Genomic DNA, 19802 nt, shown 5'->3' on the forward strand with positions numbered 1-19802 from the left:
CCCCTAGAATGCGCACTTCCCTTTACTGCGAAAGGAAGCGGTATGCATATTCACATTCTCGGGATCTGCGGCACCTTTATGGGTGGTCTGGCGGTGTTGGCAAAACAGCTTGGTTACCGGGTGACCGGTTCGGATGCCAACGTCTATCCCCCCATGAGCACCCAGCTCGAGCAACAGGGCATCGAACTGACCGAAGGCTATGACCCCTCCCAACTCGATCCGGCGCCGGATCTGGTGGTGATCGGCAACGCCATGAGCCGCGGCAACCCCTGTGTTGAATATGTGCTGGACCGCAATTTGCCCTACATCTCCGGCCCCCAGTGGCTGCTGGAGCACGTGCTGCAGGATCGCTGGGTGCTGGCCGTTGCCGGCACCCACGGCAAGACCACCACCGCCAGCATGCTGGCCTGGGTGCTGGAGTACGCCAAACTGGAGCCCGGTTTCCTGATCGGCGGCGTGCCGGGCAACTTCCCGGTCTCCGCCCGTCTCGGCTCCGCCCCCTTCTTCGTCATCGAAGCAGACGAGTATGACTGCGCCTTCTTCGACAAGCGCTCCAAGTTCGTCCACTACCATCCGCGCACCCTGGTGATGAACAATCTGGAGTTCGACCACGCGGACATCTTCCCGGATCTCGCCGCCATCCAGCGCCAATTCCACCACCTGATGCGCACCGTGCCGAGCAACGGCCGGGTGCTGTTCCCGCAAGCCGATGACAACCTCACCGCCGTACGCAAGATGGGCTGCTGGAGCGAAGTGGAGCTGGTAGGTCAGGACGACGCCAAGTGGAAGGCGGTCAAGCTGGCCGATGACGGCTCCGCCTTCGAAGTGTGGCTGGATGGCGAAAAACAGGGTGAGGTGCACTGGGAGTGCATCGGCGAGCACAACGTCAACAACGGCCTGATGGCCATTGCCGCCGCCCGTCATGCCGGCGTGATGGTGGAGCACGGCATCGCCGCCCTCTGCCAGTTCAAATCCCCCAAGCGGCGGATGGAGCTCAAGGGTGAGGTAGCGGGCATCAGCGTCTATGACGACTTCGCCCACCACCCCACCGCCATCGAGACTACCCTCGGCGGCCTGCGCGCCAAAGTGGGCGAGGCCCGCATTCTGGCGGTGCTGGAGCCACGCTCCAACACCATGAAGCTGGGGGTTCACAAGGAGGAGCTGGCTGGCTGCTTCGATGGCGCCGATGAAGTGTTCTTCTTCCAGCCGCCCAACATCGGCTGGGATCTCGGCGAGGTGACGGCCCATATGACCCGTCCGGCCAAGGTATTCAACGATCTGGAGACCCTGATCAATCGGATGGTGGCCGAGAGCCGCGATGGCGACCATATTCTGATCATGAGCAACGGCGGCTTCGGTGGCATTCATGACAAGCTGATCGCCCGCCTCAAGGATTACCACGGCGAACTATGAACAAAGCGATCACCCTGGCGCTGACCGGCGCCTCCGGCGCACCCTACGCCCTGCGCCTGCTCCAGTGTCTGGTGCAGGCGGACTATCGGGTCTACCTGCTCGCCTCCTCGGCGGCTCGTGTGGTACTCAAGACCGAGCAGCAGCAGGATTGGCCCGGCTCACCGAAAGAGCTCTCTGCCTATCTTTGTCGCCAATATGGCGCCAAGGAGGGGCAGATTGTCGCCTGCGGCAAGGAGGAGTGGTTCTCACCGGTTGCTTCGGGCTCGGCAGCGCCCAAGCAGATGGTGGTCTGCCCCTGCTCCATGGGCACCGTCTCGGCCATTGCCAACGGCACCTCGGACAACCTGCTGGAACGGGCAGCGGACGTGGTGATCAAGGAGCGCGGCCAGCTGATCCTGGTGCCCCGCGAAACCCCCTTCTCGGCGATCCATCTGGAGAACATGCTGAAACTTGCGCGGCTCGGGGTGACCATCATGCCTGCCGCGCCCGGTTTCTATCATGAGCCGAAAAGCATCGCCGATCTGGTGGACTTTATGGTCGCCCGCATCCTCGATCATTTCGGTGTCGAGCATGAGCTGACCCACCGCTGGGGCTATGGCCAGCATTGAGGTGACTGCCACATCCGGCTATAAAAAAACGGCGCAACTCAATGAGTGACGCCGTTTTTTCGTTAAGCCGTGTTAGCGAGCCTGAATTGGCGCCGTCACGTACTTGAACAGGAAATCAGTCACCTCTTGGCGCGCCGGGCGCTGAGGTTGATTGATCATCTGCATCATCACATAGCCAAAACCGGTCAAAGAGCGGGCCAGATCCTGTGCTGACAGCACGCTGGTGATCTCCCCTGCATCCATGGCGGTTTGCAGCTCGCTGGCGATCAGCTCAAGGCACTGATCGAGCAGCCGGGTATAGCGGGGCCATACCTCTTCCCGAACCGATGAGCTCCACTCCAGCCAGATACCGGCATAATCCGGTTGATCGTAGGCGGCATCGACAGAGAGGCGTACATGACGCTGGATCTTGTCGAAAATGGAGCCCTGGTCACCGTATGCCTGCGACAGCATTTGGTTCACAAAGCGTTCGATCTCGGCCAGCACCTCATCTACCAACTCCTCGCGGGTGTTGAAATAGTTGAAGACGGTAGCCACAGAGACCTTGGCCTGTTCGGCTATCTCGGCGTGACCTGCACGGCCAATGCCGCGACGGGAGAACACCTCGATGGCACATTCCATCAATTGGGAGCGACGAGCTTCCGGCGACAGCCGGGTACGACGTCTTATTTCTGCGCGTGGTTCCATAGTTTTTATCATCTAATAGTTATTGATTATGGTGTTTATAGTATTTTAACTAATCATGCCTGAGTGCCTGCTAACTCTATCAATTAAAATAAGCCGATAAAAGCACCACGTATCTCTAGCACCCTTCAACATGAGTGGTAGAATCATCGGTTTTGATATTCATGAACGGCCAAATCCCCTTTGGCCTTATGGGAGTAAGTGATGAAACACACCGTCGAGGTGATGATCTCCGAGGCTGAAGTAGCCGCCCGGATCGCCAAATTGGGTGAAGAGATCACCGCCCGCTATCAGGGTTCTGACGAAGTCGTGATGATTGCGCTGCTGCGCGGTTCCTGTATCTTCCTGGCCGACCTCTGCCGCCAGTGCCAGCTGCCCATCACCCTGGACTTCATGACCGCCTCCAGCTACGGCTCCGGCATGCACAGCACCCGTGACGTCCGCATCCTCAAAGACCTGGACGACGACATCAAGGGCAAGGATGTGGTGATCGTGGAAGACATCATCGACACCGGTTACACCCTCAACAAGGTGCGCGAGATCCTCTCCCTGCGCGAGCCGAAATCCCTCGCCATCTGCACCCTGCTGGACAAACCCTCCCGCCGCGAAGTGCAGGTGCCGGTCGACTGGATTGGCTTCGCCATCCCGGACGAATTCGTGGTCGGCTGCGGCATCGACTACGCCCAGAAGTACCGCAACCTGCCGTTTATCGGCAAAGTGGTACCTCAGGAGTAAGCCAGGTTCAGGAATATCACGGGTGAAGCGGCCTTGCGCCCTTTACTCTGTGCAGGCGGCCTTGGCCGCCTTTTCTGTATCGAGCCGGATTCAACCATCACAGAGGTTGCAATGAACGCACTGGAAATCAGCGGCCTGAAAAAGACCTATCAGGGGGGCGTCGAAGCCCTTAAAGGCATCGATCTTACCGTCAGGCAGGGGGATTTCTTCGCCCTGCTCGGCCCGAACGGCGCGGGCAAGTCCACCACCATCGGCGTCATCAGCTCGCTGGTGAACAAGAGCGCCGGCAAGGTGAAGGTGTTTGGCTACGACATCGACAGCGATCTCGAACAGGCCAAGGCTCAGCTCGGACTGGTGCCGCAGGAGTTCAACTTCAGCCAGTTCGAGAAGGTGATCCAGATTGTCACCCATCAGGCCGGTTTCTACGGCGTGCCCAAGGCGGAAGCCAAGATCCGCGCCGAGAAGTACCTGCGCCAGCTCGATCTGTGGGAGAAGCGCGACATGCCTGCCCGCACCCTCTCCGGCGGCATGAAGCGTCGCCTGATGATCGCCCGCGCCCTGATGCACGAGCCCAAGCTGCTGATCCTCGACGAACCGACCGCCGGGGTCGATATCGAGATCCGCCGCTCCATGTGGACCTTCCTCAAGGATCTCAACGAGCAGGGCGTCACCATCATCCTCACCACCCACTATCTGGAAGAGGCCGAGATGCTCTGCCGCAACATCGGCATCATCGACAAGGGTCGCCTGATCGAGAACACCAGCATGAAGAATCTGCTGGGCAAGCTGGGTCGCGAGACCTTCCTGCTCGACCTTGCGCCAGGTTCTGCCGTACCTGAGGTGCCAGAGTTCAACGGCCGCATGCCGGATGAGCGTACCCTTGAGGTGGATCTCGACAAGAGCCAGTCACTCAACAGCCTGTTCGAGCAGCTGTCGAACCAGCAGGTTCAGGTTGTGAGCATGCGCAACAAGGCAAACCGGCTGGAAGAGCTGTTCGTCAATCTGGTCGAAGAGGGGAGAAAAGCATGAATCTGGCCATCTACTACATCGCCTTCAAGAGCATTCTGGCCAAAGAGGTGAGCCGCTTTACCCGCATCTGGATCCAGACCCTGGTGCCACCGGCCATCACCATGAGCCTCTACTTCGTCATCTTCGGCAACCTGATCGGTTCACGCATCGGTGACATGGGCGGCTTCAGCTACATGGAGTTCATCGTGCCCGGCCTCATCATGATGTCGGTGATCACCAACTCCTACTCCAACGTTGCCTCCTCCTTCTTCAGCGCCAAGTTCCAGCGCAATATCGAGGAGATGCTGGTCGCGCCGGTACCCAACTACGTCATCATCGCCGGCTACGTGGGCGGTGGCGTGGCGCGCGGCCTCTGTGTCGGCCTCATCGTCACCCTGGTGTCGCTGTTCTTCGTGCCGCTGCAGATCCACCATCTGTTCAGCGTCTGCTTCACCGTGCTGCTCACCGCTATCCTCTTCTCGTTGGGTGGCCTTATCAACGCGGTGTTTGCCAAGACCTTCGACGACATCAGCATCATCCCCACCTTCGTGCTGACACCCCTCACCTATCTGGGCGGAGTGTTCTACTCCATCAGCCTGCTGCCCCCCTTCTGGCAGGGGGTCTCCCAGGTGAATCCCATCATCTACATGGTGAACGCGTTCCGTTACGGCTTCCTCGGCATCTCCGACGTTCCGCTCGTCACCGCCTACCTCATCATCATCGGCTTTATCGTGGCCCTCTACGGTATCGCCTGGTGGCTCATCTCCCGCGGCACAGGCCTGCGCCACTGATTGCCAAAACGGGCACCTCGCGGTGCCCGTTTTTTATTCCCCCTGTAGCCCCTTCAACCTGCCAGCACCCTTCTCAATAACCTGCCTGTCATTAAGGATTTACCTGACACCTTGTGATCCACCGCAATTTTCAGATTACCCCCAAAGGTATAATTCCCGCGGTTGGAAGGTCTGCACAATGGAGGCCCTCCGTCTCTTCTTTTTCTCATCAGGGCAGGATCGCCTATGTCACTTATCACCGAGTTGCCAGCCATATTCGATAGTTTTTCAGATGCCCGTCGTCAGGGCTTTCTGGCTGTAATGACACTCAAGGAGCGACAGATCCCCCTGGTTGGCACCTACTGCACCTTTATGCCGCAGGAGGTGGCGATGGCCGCCGGCGCGGTGGTGGTATCGCTCTGCTCCACCAGCGATGAGACCATCGAGGAGGCCGAGAAAGACCTGCCCCGCAACCTCTGCCCGCTGATCAAGAGCAGCTATGGTTTCGGCAAGACCGACAAGTGCCCCTACTTCTACTTCTCCGATCTGGTGGTGGGGGAAACCACCTGCGACGGCAAGAAGAAGATGTACGAGTACATGGCCGAGTTCAAACCGGTGCACGTGATGCAGTTGCCCAACCGCGCCGATGACGAAGCCTCCCGCACCCTGTGGCGCAGCGAAATCGTCCGCATTAAGGAGTTGTTGGAGCAGCAGTTCGGCAAGCCCATCAGCGAGCAGGCGCTGCGAGAGGCCATCGTGCTGAAAAACCGCGAGCGCCGCGCGCTGGCCGATTTCTACCGGCTGGGTCAGCTCAACCCGCCGGCGCTGAGCGGCACCGACATCCTCAAGGTGGTCTATGGTGCCACCTTCCGCTTCGACAAGGAGCAGCTCATCAGCGAGCTGCAGGAGATGACCCGCCGCATCAAGGCCGAGTATGCCGAGGGCAAGCGGCTCGATGCCCGCCCGCGCATCCTCATCACCGGCTGCCCCATCGGCGGCGCGGCCGACAAGGTAGTGCGCCTCATCGAGGAGCACGGTGGTTGGGTGGTGGGTTACGAGAACTGCACGGGCGCCAAAGCGACCGAGCAGTGCGTCAGCGAAGAGGGCGACCCGTTCGATGCGCTGACCGACAAGTATCTGGCCATCGGCTGCTCCTGCATCTCCCCCAACCACCAACGCATGAATCTGCTGAGCCAGATGGTGGAGGAGTATCAGGCGGACGGAGTGATCGATGTGATCCTGCAGGCTTGCCACACCTATGCGGTGGAGTCGCTCGCCATCAAGCGCCATGTGCGCGAACTCCACGGTATCCCCTACATGGCAGTCGAGACCGACTACTCCAGCGCCGACAAGGGACAACTGGCCACCCGGCTGGCCGCCTTTATCGAAATGCTGTGAGGAGGCGCAGTGTCACTATCCATCGGGATTGACTCGGGCTCCACCGCGACCAAGGGGATCCTGTTCGACCACAAGGATGGCGGGCGTATCGTCCGCCGTTTTCTGGTGCCGACCCCCTTTCGTCCGCTGGCTGCCATCGAGCAAGGCTGGGAGGAGCTCTCGGCCGATTTGCCAGAGCGCCCCCACCTGACCCTGACCGGCTATGGCCGCGATCTGGCGTCGTTCGCCGATCGCCGGGTTACCGAGATCTCCTGCCACGGGCTGGGGGCTCGTCTGCTCTGCCCGTCGGTACACACCGTCATCGACATCGGCGGGCAGGACAGCAAGGTGATCCAGCTCGATAGCGAGGGGAACCTCACCGACTTTCTGATGAACGACAAGTGCGCCGCCGGTACCGGCCGCTTTCTCGAGGTGATCACCCGCACTCTGGGAGCTCGGGTCGAGCAGCTTGACGAACTGCTGCAAGAGGCCGAGCCCCACGACATCAGCAGCATGTGTACCGTGTTTGCCGAATCGGAGGCGATCAGCCTGCGCTCGGCGGGCATTCCGGCCGAGTCAATCCTGGCCGGTATCGTCCGCTCCATGGCCCGGCGCAGTGCCAACTTTATCGGCCGCCTCGGCGCCCGACCGAGCGTACTCTTTACCGGTGGCGTCAGCCACTGCGCCACCTTCCGCCACTATCTAGCCGAAGGGTTGGGCTGCGAAGTGTCCACTCACCCGGACGCCCAGTTTGCCGGTGCGCTGGGGGCCGCCCTGTTCGGCGCGCGCGCCAGCACGGGAGGCAAATCATGAATCAGGAGTTTCTCTACCTGTTCCACTCCACCCTCGGCACGGTCAGGATGCGCAAGCGGCTGGAGCAGCACGACCAGTCGTTTCGGGTCTGCGACGTGCCGCGCCTGCTCAGCGCCGGCTGTGGCCTCGCCATTCGCCTCCACTGCCCGCCAGATGAGTGGCAGCAGTGGTGCCAGCGCGGCGAAACCGCTGCCGTCTTTCGCTGCGAAGCGGACGGCGACTATCAGAAACTGGCCCACTATCCGGCCGATAGCCCGGACATGGCGAAGCAAACTCCAGTAGTTGGCAGTCGGAGTCATGGATGATAAAGAGCTATCCCATGGCTGTTTATCTGCGCATGCTGGCCAGGCTGGCGCTGGGGGGATTTTTCGTCGCCTCGGCCGGGTTCAAGCTGGTCTCCCCCGCCCTGTTTGTCGAACAGATCGCGGCCTTCGGGCTGATCTGGCCGCCGCTGATCCCGTTCACCGCCTGGGGGCTGATCGCCCTTGAGCTCTGCGCCGGGCTCGCGGTCATCGCCAACCGGCGCTGGGGATTGTGGCTGGTGATCGGGCTGCTCGCCCTGTTTATTCCGGTGTTGGGCTATGGCGTTGCCATCGGGCTCGACATCTCTTGCGGCTGTCTTGGCAAGGCTGATCTCAGTTCGCTGCCAGAGGCCATCCTGCGGGATCTGCTGCTACTGACGCTTGCGGGCGTCCTACTGCGAACTTCCCGTCCCGTTTTTCCCGTTCTAAAGGAGTAGTGACATGATGACATTGCGATCCCGCACCCTGCTGGCCTCGCTGATCGCCGCCAGCTTTGCCCTCGGTGGCTGTGGCGATAACCAGTTCGAGCAGGAGGTGAAGCTGGAGCAGTCGGCGGTGCAACTGGCACAAGAGACACAGCAAGGAGGCTATCAGCTGCTGACCGTGGCCGAGCTGAAGACCCGGATGGACAAGGGCGAGGAGCTGGTGATCATCGACACCATGCCCTATGAGGACTCCTACAAGAAGGAGCACATCCCGGGCGCCAAGAACTTTGTCTTTGTGAAAGAGGCCAAGTTCGGCGACAACTGGAGCGAGATTGTCGAGGGGAACGGGACGCCGGAGCAGTTCCAGGCGCTCTTGGGTGAAGACAAAGCTCGCCCGGTGGTGATCTACTGCGGTTTCGTCAAGTGCGGCCGCAGCCACAACGCCGCCGCCTGGGCGGTCAATCAGGGCTATCAACAGGTCTATCGGGTGCCGGGCGGCATCTTCGCCTGGAAAGGAGCCGGTTACCCCGTCTCTGCCGAGTAATCCCTGCTCACAAGGCAACACAGCCGACATAAAGAAGCCCGCAACTGCGGGCTTCTTTCATATTGGGCAACACTTGGAGTTAACTGGCTGCCTGCGTCTGCACCGTCTCCACGTTGGCCAGCTGCTTGCCCAGCAACCGTTTGGTGATCATCGCCGCCATGATGGAGCCGTTGACGTTGAGGGTGGTACGACCCATGTCCACCAGTGGCTCGATGGCGATCATCACCCCCACCAGCGCGATGGGGAAGTTGAGGGTGGAGAGCACAATCAGCGCGGCGAAAGTGCCTCCGCCGCCAACGCCAGCCACCCCGATGGAGCCGAGCGCAATGACCGGCAGCAGAGTCAGCAGAAACAGGGGATCAAACGGGTTGATGCCGAGCATGGGGGCGATCATCGCCACCATCATGGCCGGGTAGATGCCGGCGCAGCCGTTCTGACCCAGATTGGCACCGAATGAGGCGGCGAAGTTGGCGATGCTGGCGGGCACGCCAAGACGTTGCTGGGTCTCGATGCTGAGCGGGATGGAGGCGGCGCTGCTGCGGGAGATAAAGGCGAAGGTGAGCACGCCCCACACCTCCCGCAGATAGTGCAGCGGGTTCTGGCCGATCAGCAGCAGGATCACCATGTGTACCGCAAACATCGCCAGAATGGCGACGTAGCAGACCAGAATAAAGCCGAGCAGGCTGAGGATCTCGCTCAACGGATAGTGGGCCACCACCCGGGCGATCAGCGCCATCACGCCATAGGGGGTGAGCGCAATCACCACCCGCACCATCTTCATCACCCACAGTTGCAGAGTGTCGATGGCCACGGCGGCGCGAGCCCCCGCCTGCGGATGCTCCGCCTTCATCTGCAGCAGGGCAACCCCGGCCAGCACGGTGAAGATCACCACCCCGATCACCGAGAGGCCGCGACTACCCGCCATATCAGCAGCAAAGTTGGTGGGCACCAGCGAGAGCAGCAGAGCCGGCAGGGTCTGGGCACTGTCGATGGTGCTCATGCTCTGTTGCAGGGCTGCCGCGTCGCTGCCGTGGCTCAACAGCCCGGTGGCAGTAAGGCCGCTCAGGTGGGTAATGCTCATCCCTACCACACCGGCGATCATCACCAAGGTCAGCATGGAGCCGATCAGCACGGCGCTGATCTTGCCGAGGGACTGGGCCTGCTCCAGCTTGTTGATGGCGGAGAGGATCGAGGTGAACACCAGCGGCATCATCACCACCTTGAGCAGGCTGACATAGCCACCGCCGACGATATTGACCCACTCCAGGGTCTGCTGAACGCCGGCATCATCGGCGCCCCAACCCAGTTGCAGCGCCAGCCCGAACAGGGCGCCAAGCAGCAGACCTGCAAGTACCTTGCGCGAGAGCGGCAAACCGGTGGGCAACCGGGTGAGAACAAAACAGAGCAGACAGAAAACAAGCGATGCAATCAGGACAAACATCATGAATACCTGTAGTGGCCATCAGGGCCGATTGTGGAGAGAGAAAACAGCGGGTGCGAGCAGAGTCGCGAGGGAAAACGCCAAATGGCAGGCGTGAAAAAGCAGCGGACGCCCGGGAAGGCGTCCGCTGACAATCGGGGGAATTACTTCTTTACGGTGACGACGCGGTTGTCGATAAGACGGGCCTTGCCGAGATAAGCAGCCATCAGGATCACCAGCTGCTCGCTCTGGTTGGTAGCAGCTTCGAGGTTGGCGGCATCGACGATGTCGATGGCATCGGTACGAAAACCGGCGTTGTCGAGACGCTGGCTGGCCTGCGCCACCAAGGAGGGCAGGTGGTGATCACCCGCTTCAATCTGCTCGGCGATCCAGTTCATGGTGCGCGCCAGCTCGGGTGCAATGGCCCGCTCGGCGGCTGTCAGGTAGCCGTTGCGCGAGGAGAGCGCCAGCCCGTCTTCGGCCCGCACGGTGGGCACGCCGACGATCTCGATGGGCATCGCCATGTCGGCCACCATCTTGCGAATAAGCGCCAGCTGCTGGTAATCCTTCTGGCCAAAACAGGCCACATCCGGCTGTACCAGATTGAACAGCTTGGTAACGACAGTGCTGACCCCGCGGAAGTGACCCGGGCGCAGTGCCCCCTCCAGCAGATTGGAGAGACCCGGCACCTCGACGAAGGTCTGGCTGGCCAGCCCCTGCGGATACATGATCTCCGGGGTCGGGGTGAACACCATATCGACACCGGCCGCCTCCAGCGCGGCGCAATCTTGCTCCAGAGTGCGCGGATAGTTGGCAAGATCCTCGGCCTTGTCGAACTGCATCGGGTTGACGAAGATGCTGACCACCACCTTCTCGGCGTGGGCGTGCGCCTCCTTCACCAGCGTCAGGTGCCCCTGATGCAGATTGCCCATGGTGGGCACGAATGCGATGGCACGCCCTTCACGGCGCCATTGGCTGATCTGCTCACGCAGAACGACGGGATTATTTACGACCAACATCAGCAGTTCACCTTCCGATAAATCAAAAAGAGAGACGGGTTGCATCCACAGATAGCGCTCGGGCGGGATGGGGCACGAACATGGCTATCAGCAGTTCACCTTTAGATGAATCAATAAGATACGCATTAGCTATACAGATTAACTGTGCGAGGCTGACAAGCAGAGACGGGGGCCGCAGCCCCCATCATGCAACCGCCAGGATCAGTTGAAGCAGTGCTCCGGGCCGGGGAAGCTCCCCTCGCTCACCTGCTGGACATAGAGGCGGATGGCGGCACGCACATCGCCGGTCTCGGCCAGGAAGTTCTTGGTGAACTTGGGCACATAGCCGGAGGTGACGCCAAAGGCATCGTGCATCACCAAAATCTGACCATCGGTCGCGGGGCCGGCACCAATGCCGATCACCGGGATGCGCAGCGCCCTGGTGATGCGCTCGGCCAGCGCAGTGGGCACACACTCGAGCACCAGCAGCTGGATACCGGCCGCTTGCAGTTCGAGGGCCTGGCGGTAGATCTCTTGTGCCTGAAACTCGTCACGCCCCTGCACCTTGAAGCCACCAAAGACATGAACGGATTGCGGAGTGAGGCCGAGGTGACCGCACACCGGCCCCCGTTGCGGGTGAGGTGGCGGATGGAGTCACACAGCCAGTCGCCCCCTTCCATCTTCACCATGCGGGCACCCGCCGCCATCAGGCGGGCGGCATTCTGGTAAGTCTGCTCGGGGGTGGCGTAGCTCATGAACGGCATGTCGGCGACCACCAGTGCCTTGCTGGCACCGCGCGCCACACAGCGGGTGTGATAGACCATCTCATCCATGTTGACCGCCAGAGTATCCTGACCCCCTTGCAGCACCATGCCCAGCGAATCGCCGATGAGCAGCACGTGGGCCCCCTCGTCGTCGAACAGCTTGGCAAAGGTGGCATCATAGGCGGTGATGGCGGTGAACTTTTGACCTTCCTGCTTCATCTTCAACAGGCTGGCGGTGGTGATCTTGCTCATAGAGGCTCCTGTACGTCTGCACGCGGGGCAATGATGGCCAAATCATTGTGCGGGCAGCGGGCAACCAGTCGGGCGAGCGGGGTGCCGCAGGGCAGCACCAGAGCAGGCGCAATTTCGGCAAGGGGCAGCAGCACGAACTCCCGCTCCTTCATGCCGTAGTGGGGTACGATCAGGCGCTCATGGTTGATCACCTGATCCCCATAGAGCAGCAGATCGAGATCCAGGGTTCTCGGCCCCCACCGCTCATCTTTGCGCACACGTCCCTGTTCCAGCTCGATTTTTTGTAATTGATCCAGCAGCGCAAGGGGCGCGAGCCGGGTATTGAGCCGGGCCACGGCATTAACGTAGTCCGGTTGGTCAGCAGGCCCCATGGGGCGGCTGCTGTAAAACGACGAGGCCTCCACCAGCACAGATTCCGGCAACCTTGCCAACGCGGCAACGGCGCGACGAGCCTGACCCAGCGGATCAGACAGGTTGGAACCAATGGCGATGAAGACCTCGGTCATCACGTCTGTTGTCACTCGGCCACTTTCGGTTTGCGGCGACGGGGGCGACGACGGTTGCGGCTGTTGCTGCTGCGCTTCTCACCATCGTGGCTACGAGCCTCGCCGCGTTCACCGCTGGCCGGGCGACGGGTCGCTTCACGCTGCAGTTGCGGGCGCACATCCGGATTGGAGGCAACATAGCGCTCCCACCAGCTGGCCAGCTCGCCGAGACCGCGTTCGACCCGGTTGCGCAGCAACAGGAAGTCGAACGCCGCGCGGAACTTGGGATGCTCCATGGCGCGCTCGGGGTGCTTGCCCTGACGACGGGTCAGACGCTGTTGCAGTGCCCAGATGTCGCGGACATCTGTGGTGAAACGGCGGGGAACGGCGATGATCCGCACCTGATTGTCCAGCACCTCGTTGATCGCCAGCATGAAGGCGTCATACCAGGGCAGGCCGCTCTCGTTTTCCAGCACCCGACCACGGGCCTCAACGCAGCCCCACAGCAGGGTGGCGTAGAGGAAGGCGGGAGTGACGCGCTTATCTTCACGAACGCGGGTGTCGGTATCGATCAGCGCCAGCTCGATAAACTGCTCGTAGGGCGAGTTACCGTGCGGGGTAAACAACGCCGCTACTTGCGGGAAGAGCTGTTGGAACAGGCCATACTCGCGCAGCAGTTTGTAAGTCGCCAGACCGTCGCCAGCCAAGAACAGCTTGAGGGTCTCCTCAAACAGGCGGGCTGCAGGGATGTCTTGCAGCAGTGGCGCCAGCTCCTTGATGGGGGCAGCGGTACGCGGACTGATAGTCATATCCAGCTTGGCGGCGAAGCGCACGGCGCGCAGCATCCGCACCGGATCTTCACGATAACGGGTCTCGGGATCGCCGATCAGCTCAAGCTTGCGCTCGGCCAGATCTTCCAGACCCCCTTCGAAATCGTGCAGGGTGAAATCTTTGGCGCTGTAGTAGAGGGCGTTGACGGTAAAGTCGCGGCGCTCGGCATCCTCTTCGATGGTGCCGTAGACGTTGTCGCGCAGCAGCATGCCTTCATCAGACTGAGCCGACACATGTTTGCTGGTATTGACCTGATGGTGGTGACCCCGGAAGGTGGCCACTTCGATCACGTCACGACCAAAGACAATGTGGGCCAGGCGGAAACGACGGCCAATCAGGCGGCAGTTGCTGAACAGCGCCTTGATCTGCTCCGGCGTCGCATCGGTTGCGATGTCGAAATCCTTGGGCGTCTTCCCGAGCAGCAGATCCCGGACTCCGCCGCCGACCAGGTAGGCCTCATAGCCCCCTTTGTTCAGGCGATAGAGCACCTTGAGTGCATTCTCGCTGATCTCTTTGCGCGAAATAGGGTGCTGATCACGGCTTAAGGTACGACGTTGACCGGCGACACGGGCTGGAATGGGGGATTCCACCGACTGCTCGCAGTCTTCCTTGCCGAGCACCTTGCGGCAAAAGTTTGCGATCTGGGAAAAAATGGTACACCTCTTCATGACTTCTAAATTGACGGGAGGCCAAAAAATAGCGGCCTATCATAGCTCACGCCTGCACAAATGAAAAACCGTGCTGACAATTGATCCCGTTTGAAACGGATCATCCCGGTAAAATCACAATCAACAGCGGCAATTTACGCTCAATCAAACAAAAATCACCTGGTCGACTCAGCAATCCGCTAGCGGGATCTTCTCGCTGGCTGGCACCCGTTCGAGCTGCCAGTTGGCGATGCCCCATTCGATGATCTCGTCGATCCGGCTTGCCATCAGCTCGAGCGGCGGGCACTGGCCAAGGAAGTGCAGCGCCTGCCACAGGGCCGGTCGCACCTCATCGAGCGCCAGGGCCGGCGCATGGTTCTGCTTGGAGAGCTTGTTGCCATCTGCCAGCACCGCCAGCGGCAGATGCACCCAGTCGGGCACCGGCGCCCCCAGCGTCTGATAAAGGGCAATCTGACGCACTGTCGGCTCCAGCAGATCGGCGCCGCGCACTATCTCGGTGATGCCGCTGTCCATATCATCCACCACCACCGCCAGGTTGTAGGCGTAGAGCCCATCGCGGCGACGGATGATGAAATCCTCCTCGGCGAGCGCCGCTGGTACCGCGATATGGCCCTGCAAGCGATCGTCGAAGTGGTAGACCGGATGGTGCTGGCGCAGCCGGGCGGCGCAACCTTCGGCCGCAAGCCCGAGGGTGCGGCAGTGGCCGCTGTAGAAACCGCCCGCGGCCATAATTTCGCGCCGGGTACAGCGACACCAGTAGAGATCCCCCGCCCGATAGAGCTGGTCGATGATCTCGTCATAACGGCCATGGCGCGCGCTCTGGAACATCACCTCCCCATCCCACTCGAGACCGTATGCCTCAAGGGTTTTGAGAATAAGGTCGGCAGCCCCCGCCATCTCCCGCGGCGGATCGATATCTTCGATGCGTACCAACCAGCGTCCCTGCTGCGCTCTGGCCTGCAAAAAGCTGCCAAGGGCGGCGATCAGCGAACCGAAATGAAGCGGGCCTGAGGGTGAGGGGGCAAAGCGGCCGACATAGGGGCGCACAAGGGGTGAAGACGGGGAATTCACTGGCATGACTGTTCGGGTAAGCGATTCATTGAGGCTGCATTCTGGGGCGCGACCGCCAAAAGCTCAATAAAAAAGGGAGCTCGCGAGCTCCCTTTTTCATATACCAGAGGGTCGGGATCAACCGGCCATCTGTTTTTCCTTGATCTCGGCCAGCGTCTTGCAATCGACACAGAGGTCGGCAGTCGGACGGGCTTCCAGACGACGGATACCGATCTCGATACCGCAGTGTTCGCAGTAACCGAAATCATCGTCTTCAAGCAGCTGCAAGGTCTTCTCGATCTTCTTGATCAGCTTGCGTTCACGGTCGCGGGTACGCAGTTCAAGAGCGAACTCTTCTTCTTGCGCGGCACGATCCACGGGATCCGGGAAGTTGGCAGCCTCGTCTTTCATATGGTCGACGGTACGATCAACTTCCTGCATCAGTTGGTTGCGCCAGGCACCCAGGATCTTGCGAAAATGCGCCTTTTGTTGGTCATTCATGTACTCCTCACCCGGCTTTTCCTGGTAAGGCGCGACACCCGCAATGGCCAGGGGGCCCAGAGATTTCCTGTTTTCGCCTGTTGGCATGCCCTGTCTCCTAATTCAGCACGCTACCCGTGCCATCCATAAATTGAGGGCGACATCTATAGCAGAAGGGTAACGGGTAAGCAAACAAGCCGTACCAATAATGTTACCCACTCCAATATTTATGCACTCCCCTCGGGTAACAGGTGACCAGATTCAAACGGGATAAACCCTTGAGCCACCATGCCTTGCACCCCAACATGGGGCCGATAGCATAAAATTTCAACCCCCGCCGCGATTGCCTGCTCAATTAGCAGACTATAGTGCGGATCTATATGGGTTGCAGGGCGCATCCGACTTATTCCGGAGTGCAGCACCATAAAGAGCAACACGGCCCTGTGGCCCGCCGCTTTCATCGCCATCAACTCGCGCAAATGCTTGGCTCCACGGGCGGTGACCGCATCGGGGAAATAGCCCATGCCAGCCTCCTCCCGCTCGTCGAGCAGGGTGACCGATTTTACCTCGATGTAACAATTGCCCTTCTCGTCATCTTCCAGCAACAGATCGATGCGACTGTTCTCTTCGCCATACTTCACCTCGGTGCGCAACCGGCTGTAACCCGCCAGCGGGGCGATGGCCTCCTGCTCGATCAACTCCCGGGCGATCTGGTTGGCGCGCGCCGTGTTGACGCAGATAAAGTGGCCCGCCGGGCTCTCGGCGATCTCCCAGCTGTTGGGCAGCTTGCGCTTGGGGTTATCGGAGGTGGAGTACCAGACCCGGGTGCCCGGATCGGCACAACCGGTCATGGCACCGGTATTGGCGCAGTGGATAGTGATGACCTCACCGTTATCGAGTTGCACATCGGTCAGAAAGCGCTTGTAGCGGGCCACCAGCTGGCCCGATTGAAGGGGGGGATCAAAGATCACGGGTTAGCCTCCGCACGTCTTCTTTTACCCGGGCACGCAGCGGCCAGCAGGCAAGCGGCTCGTAGCGTACCCCGTCCGGGGTCGAGATGGATTGATAGAGGCAGAACTCATCGGCCTGCAGCAGAAAATTGGGAGCAAGCTGGATGGCCGGTGCCTCAACCGCCTTGCGTGACAGGGTGACATGGGGGCGATAACCCTGCTCGCCATTGCCAAGACGCAGCTTCTCGCCGTGGCGGCGCAGCGCTTTTGCCAGCACGGTCAGCTCGTTGGGCCACTCTTTCGGGCCAATCCAGGCTGCCTTGGCCCGGCTGAACCAGCCGGTCTCATCCAGCCTGATGGAGAGCGGCGGACAGTGCTGACGCTCTACGGCGGCGATCAGGCGGCGGGTAGTCAACTCGTCCGCCTCACCCAGAAATGCCAGGGTCAGGTGGAGGTTGGCTTGCGGCACCGGCTGACCGAGCCAGGGAAGCTGATCGCGCCAGGCGATGAGCTCGGAGGCGAGCTCCTTGACGGGCAGGGCAAAAAAGAGTTTGGCCATGTGGTGATAATGCCTTTTTCACGCTCATTGGATGGGCCCATTCTATGGCAGCCATTCGGCCATGTCTTGCCACCTCCCGCCCGAGTAGCCATCTGCGCACATCCACTCACGGTGGCGCGGGTGGCTGTGGCAGAATAGGCGCCGTTTTACCGGTTGCTACAGAAGGTGCTCATCGCTTTGTCCCAGCTCCCCATCGTTTCGGTATTGCCCGAACTCTTTGCCGCCCTCGACAGCCACACTAGCGTGATCCTGCAGGCGCCCCCAGGCGCAGGCAAATCGACCCTGCTGCCGCTGGAGCTGGTGCGTCAGAACCGGCTGCCCGGCCGCATCATCATGCTGGAACCAAGGCGGCTGGCTGCGCGCAATATCGCTACTTTTCTGGCGCGCCAGCTGGGGGAGAAGGTGGGCGAACGCATCGGCCTGCGGGTACGTGGCGAGAGCCGCACCAGCTCAGCGACCCGGCTCGAGATCGTCACCGAAGGCGTACTGACCCGGATGTTGCAGCAGGATCCCGAGCTTACTGGCGTTTCGCTGGTCATCTTCGATGAGTTCCATGAACGCAGTCTGCACGCCGATACCGCGCTGGCCTTCGCCATCGAGAGCCAGCAGGGATTACGCGATGACCTCAAGCTACTGGTGATGTCCGCAACCCTGGATGGCATGGCACTCGAGACCTTGTTGCCGGATGCCCCTGTGGTTCGCTCCGAAGGGCGCGGTTTCCCCATCGACTACCACTACCGCCCCGCCAATCGCCAGCAGTGGCTGGAGCCGCAGGTCGGCGCCGTGGTACTCGAAGCGCTGGCCGCTCAAGATGGCAGCCTGCTGGTCTTTCTGCCCGGACAGGGTGAGATCGAGCGGCTGGCCCAATGGTTGGCAGACAAACTGCCGGACGACGTGACCCTCGCCCCCCTCTACGGCCGCCTCGACATGGCGGCGCAGCAAGCGGCCATCGAGCCGGCACCTGCTGGCCGCCGTAAGCTGGTGCTCACCACCAATGTGGCGGAGACCTCCCTCACCATCGAGGGGATTTCGGTGGTGATCGATAGCGGGCTGGAACGACGGGCTTCCTTTGATCTGAAAAGCGGCGTCACCCGACTGGAGACCCGCCAGATAGCCAAATCCTCCGCCACCCAGCGGGCAGGCCGCGCCGGTCGTCTCGGCCCCGGCGTCTGCTACCGGCTCTGGAGCAGCGAGGTGCAGGAGCGGCTCGCCGAGCAGAGCCCACCCGACATCCTCACTCAGGAGCTGACCGGCCTGCTGTTGGACGCCGCCCAGTGGGGGGCAAAGGTGGAGGATCTGCCACTGCTGGACATGCCTCCTGCCGCTGCGGTGGCCAGCGCCCAGCGGCTGCTGGTGGCCCTTGGCGCCATGAAGCCGGAGGGTGAGCAACAACTTACTGCCGCTGGCCGCGCCATGGCCGCCTTCGGTACCCACCCTCGCCTCGCCCGCATGCTGCTGCGCGCCCGCGAGCTGGAGTCCGAGGGTCTGACAGGGATTGTCGCCGATGCCGCATATCTGGTGGCGCTGCAGGAAGAAGATCTGCGAGGATCGGAGCGCCTCTCTGTGCTGTTCCACCGCCGTCAAAGCGCCCTCCGCCAGAACGCTGCCCGCTGGTTTGAACGGCTTGGCGTGCGCCCAGCCAATGCGCAGGGTCCGTGGCTGGGGCTACTCTGCGCCCTCGCCTGGCCGGATCGCATCGGTAAACTGCGTAGCGGCAGTCGTTATCAACTCAGTGGTGGGGTGAGCTGCGATCTGGTAGAAGGTCATCCCTGTCAGGGACAAGCCGCCCTTATCGCCATCGAGATGGGGCAGAACGATCGCGGCAGCCGCATCTTTATCGCCGAACCGGTCGAGCTGGACGAGCTGGCGCGTCTGCTGCCGGAGCTGGTGAGCGAGCGCCAGTGGTTCGACTGGGACGAGCGCGAGGAGCGGGTGCGCGCCGAACGCCAGCAGGTGATCGGCGAGCTGGTGCTGAGCCAGCGGCCGCTGACCGAACTCTCTGACGAGCAGAAAGGGCGCTGCCTGCTGCAAGGCATTCGCCGCAAGGGGCTGCATGTGCTGCCGTGGGACGAGAGCAGCGAAGGGCTGCTGGCCCGTCTGCGCTGCGCCCGCGACTGGCTGCCCGATGAGGGGTGGCCAGCCATGGATGACGAGAGCCTGCTGGCCACGCTGGAACAGTGGCTGCTGCCAGCGGTGAGCGGTATGACCCGGCTGGAGCAGCTGAAGAAGCTCAATATGAGCGACATCCTGCGCCAATCCCTGCCCTGGCCGTTGCCCAAACGGCTGGACGAGGCGCTGCCGAGCCACTTTGCAGCGCCCACCGGCAGCCGGGTGCGGATCCGCTATCAGCCAGGGCAGGCACCGGTGATCCCGGTACGCATTCAGGAGATGTTCGGGCAAGGCTCGACCCCTTGCGTGGCCGATGGCCGGGTGCCGCTGGTAGTGGAGCTGCTCTCCCCCGCCCAGCGACCGCTGCAGATCACCGCCGATCTGGCCGCCTTCTGGGCAGGCTCTTACGAGCAGGTGAAAAAAGAGATGAAGGGGCGCTATCCCCGCCACTACTGGCCGGATAATCCGCTGGAGGCGATGCCGACCAGAGTCACCAAGAAGAAGATGGGCATCTAGGTTCGACGGGTTAATCCCGCTCGAACGTTCGCGAATGCGAC

20 protein-coding genes and 1 pseudogene are annotated in these 19802 nt (G+C 61.3%); 11 read left to right on the forward strand and 10 right to left on the reverse strand.

The features are described 5' to 3' along the window. The first annotated feature begins 42 nt into the window (after nucleotides 1–42). Together mpl and ACTG1P_RS09755 are read left to right on the forward strand one after the other, a co-directional pair. On the forward strand, nucleotides 43–1413 hold the full coding sequence (gene mpl, locus ACTG1P_RS09750) for a UDP-N-acetylmuramate:L-alanyl-gamma-D-glutamyl-meso-diaminopimelate ligase (RefSeq protein ID WP_440001146.1): 1371 nt from the start codon (nucleotides 43–45) through the stop codon (nucleotides 1411–1413). Beyond that, nucleotides 1410–2021, forward strand: coding sequence for a flavin prenyltransferase UbiX (locus ACTG1P_RS09755; RefSeq protein ID WP_440001147.1), 612 nt, complete (start codon nucleotides 1410–1412; stop codon nucleotides 2019–2021). The genes mpl and ACTG1P_RS09755 overlap by 4 nt, the downstream gene beginning before the upstream one ends. A gap of 72 nt (nucleotides 2022–2093) precedes the next feature. Here the strand turns inward: ACTG1P_RS09755 and ACTG1P_RS09760 are convergent, their stop codons facing one another. Beyond that, nucleotides 2094–2708: a TetR/AcrR family transcriptional regulator gene (locus ACTG1P_RS09760; RefSeq protein WP_005362858.1), complete on the reverse strand. Its 615-nt coding sequence runs from the start codon at nucleotides 2706–2708 to the stop codon at nucleotides 2094–2096. 201 nt (nucleotides 2709–2909) lie between these two features. Here ACTG1P_RS09760 and hpt point away from each other — a divergent pair, with 201 nt between their 5' ends. From hpt to ACTG1P_RS09800, 8 genes are all read left to right on the forward strand, one after another. Further along, nucleotides 2910–3440, forward strand: coding sequence for a hypoxanthine phosphoribosyltransferase (gene hpt / locus ACTG1P_RS09765; protein WP_005335618.1), 531 nt, complete (start codon nucleotides 2910–2912; stop codon nucleotides 3438–3440). Between the two features lie 111 nt (nucleotides 3441–3551). Beyond that, the gene (locus ACTG1P_RS09770) at nucleotides 3552–4469 is read left to right on the forward strand and encodes an ABC transporter ATP-binding protein (protein ID WP_005354634.1); all 918 of its coding nucleotides are present in this window, start codon (nucleotides 3552–3554) and stop codon (nucleotides 4467–4469) included. Then, nucleotides 4466–5239: an ABC transporter permease gene (locus ACTG1P_RS09775; protein ID WP_440001148.1), complete on the forward strand. Its 774-nt coding sequence runs from the start codon at nucleotides 4466–4468 to the stop codon at nucleotides 5237–5239. The genes ACTG1P_RS09770 and ACTG1P_RS09775 overlap by 4 nt, the downstream gene beginning before the upstream one ends. Before the next feature lie 225 nt (nucleotides 5240–5464). Next, the gene (locus tag ACTG1P_RS09780; protein WP_440001149.1) at nucleotides 5465–6616 is read left to right on the forward strand and encodes a double-cubane-cluster-containing anaerobic reductase; all 1152 of its coding nucleotides are present in this window, start codon (nucleotides 5465–5467) and stop codon (nucleotides 6614–6616) included. A gap of 9 nt (nucleotides 6617–6625) precedes the next feature. After that, nucleotides 6626–7408 (forward strand): acyl-CoA dehydratase activase, encoded by a 783-nt coding sequence (locus tag ACTG1P_RS09785; protein WP_440001150.1) that lies wholly within the window; start codon nucleotides 6626–6628, stop codon nucleotides 7406–7408. Continuing rightward, nucleotides 7405–7713 carry a DUF3343 domain-containing protein gene (locus ACTG1P_RS09790; protein WP_440001152.1) on the forward strand — a complete coding sequence of 103 codons (309 nt, stop codon included), beginning with the start codon at nucleotides 7405–7407 and terminating at the stop codon, nucleotides 7711–7713. Before ACTG1P_RS09785 ends, ACTG1P_RS09790 begins: the two co-directional genes overlap by 4 nt. A 14-nt stretch (nucleotides 7714–7727) precedes the next feature. Continuing rightward, nucleotides 7728–8147 (forward strand): MauE/DoxX family redox-associated membrane protein, encoded by a 420-nt coding sequence (locus ACTG1P_RS09795; RefSeq protein ID WP_440001153.1) that lies wholly within the window; start codon nucleotides 7728–7730, stop codon nucleotides 8145–8147. A 4-nt stretch (nucleotides 8148–8151) separates the two neighbouring features. Beyond that, entirely contained in the window at nucleotides 8152–8679 is a 528-nt protein-coding gene (locus ACTG1P_RS09800; protein WP_440001154.1) for a rhodanese-like domain-containing protein, read from the forward strand. A 79-nt stretch (nucleotides 8680–8758) separates the two neighbouring features. On the opposite strand, the gene ACTG1P_RS09805 is transcribed toward ACTG1P_RS09800, so the two are convergent. The 9 genes and pseudogenes from ACTG1P_RS09805 to thpR all read right to left on the reverse strand — a co-directional run bounded on the left by ACTG1P_RS09805 (nucleotide 8759) and on the right by thpR (nucleotide 17136). Beyond that, the gene (locus tag ACTG1P_RS09805) at nucleotides 8759–10120 is read right to left on the reverse strand and encodes a cation:dicarboxylate symporter family transporter (protein WP_440001155.1); all 1362 of its coding nucleotides are present in this window, start codon (nucleotides 10118–10120) and stop codon (nucleotides 8759–8761) included. Nucleotides 10121–10263: 143 nt separating this feature from the next. Then, nucleotides 10264–11118: a pantoate--beta-alanine ligase gene (gene panC / locus ACTG1P_RS09810; protein ID WP_440001156.1), complete on the reverse strand. Its 855-nt coding sequence runs from the start codon at nucleotides 11116–11118 to the stop codon at nucleotides 10264–10266. Nucleotides 11119–11319: 201 nt separating this feature from the next. Further along, nucleotides 11320–12113 (reverse strand): annotated as a pseudogene (gene panB / locus ACTG1P_RS09815) (3-methyl-2-oxobutanoate hydroxymethyltransferase). Next, the gene (gene folK / locus ACTG1P_RS09820; RefSeq protein ID WP_005354659.1) at nucleotides 12110–12619 is read right to left on the reverse strand and encodes a 2-amino-4-hydroxy-6-hydroxymethyldihydropteridine diphosphokinase; all 510 of its coding nucleotides are present in this window, start codon (nucleotides 12617–12619) and stop codon (nucleotides 12110–12112) included. The pseudogene panB and the gene folK overlap by 4 nt, the downstream one beginning before the upstream one ends. Before the next feature lie 11 nt (nucleotides 12620–12630). Beyond that, nucleotides 12631–14097, reverse strand: coding sequence for a polynucleotide adenylyltransferase PcnB (gene pcnB, locus ACTG1P_RS09825; RefSeq protein ID WP_440001157.1), 1467 nt, complete (start codon nucleotides 14095–14097; stop codon nucleotides 12631–12633). Between the two features lie 168 nt (nucleotides 14098–14265). After that, on the reverse strand, nucleotides 14266–15174 hold the full coding sequence (gene gluQRS / locus ACTG1P_RS09830) for a tRNA glutamyl-Q(34) synthetase GluQRS (protein ID WP_440001158.1): 909 nt from the start codon (nucleotides 15172–15174) through the stop codon (nucleotides 14266–14268). A 111-nt stretch (nucleotides 15175–15285) separates the two neighbouring features. Further along, nucleotides 15286–15735 (reverse strand): RNA polymerase-binding protein DksA, encoded by a 450-nt coding sequence (gene dksA / locus ACTG1P_RS09835; protein ID WP_005335644.1) that lies wholly within the window; start codon nucleotides 15733–15735, stop codon nucleotides 15286–15288. A gap of 119 nt (nucleotides 15736–15854) precedes the next feature. After that, entirely contained in the window at nucleotides 15855–16598 is a 744-nt protein-coding gene (gene sfsA / locus ACTG1P_RS09840) for a DNA/RNA nuclease SfsA (protein WP_019444756.1), read from the reverse strand. Further along, a complete protein-coding gene (gene thpR, locus ACTG1P_RS09845) occupies nucleotides 16588–17136 on the reverse strand; it encodes an RNA 2',3'-cyclic phosphodiesterase (RefSeq protein ID WP_440001159.1) in 549 nt (182 codons plus the stop codon). Before thpR ends, sfsA begins: the two co-directional genes overlap by 11 nt. A 177-nt stretch (nucleotides 17137–17313) precedes the next feature. Between thpR and hrpB the strand changes: the two genes are divergently transcribed. Continuing rightward, nucleotides 17314–19761, forward strand: coding sequence for an ATP-dependent helicase HrpB (gene hrpB / locus ACTG1P_RS09850; protein WP_440001160.1), 2448 nt, complete (start codon nucleotides 17314–17316; stop codon nucleotides 19759–19761). The last annotated feature ends 41 nt before the right edge of the window (nucleotides 19762–19802 follow it).

It is taken from the genome of Aeromonas sp. 11P (assembly GCF_051920165.1).
In the GTDB taxonomy this organism is placed as follows: domain Bacteria; phylum Pseudomonadota; class Gammaproteobacteria; order Enterobacterales; family Aeromonadaceae; genus Aeromonas; species Aeromonas veronii.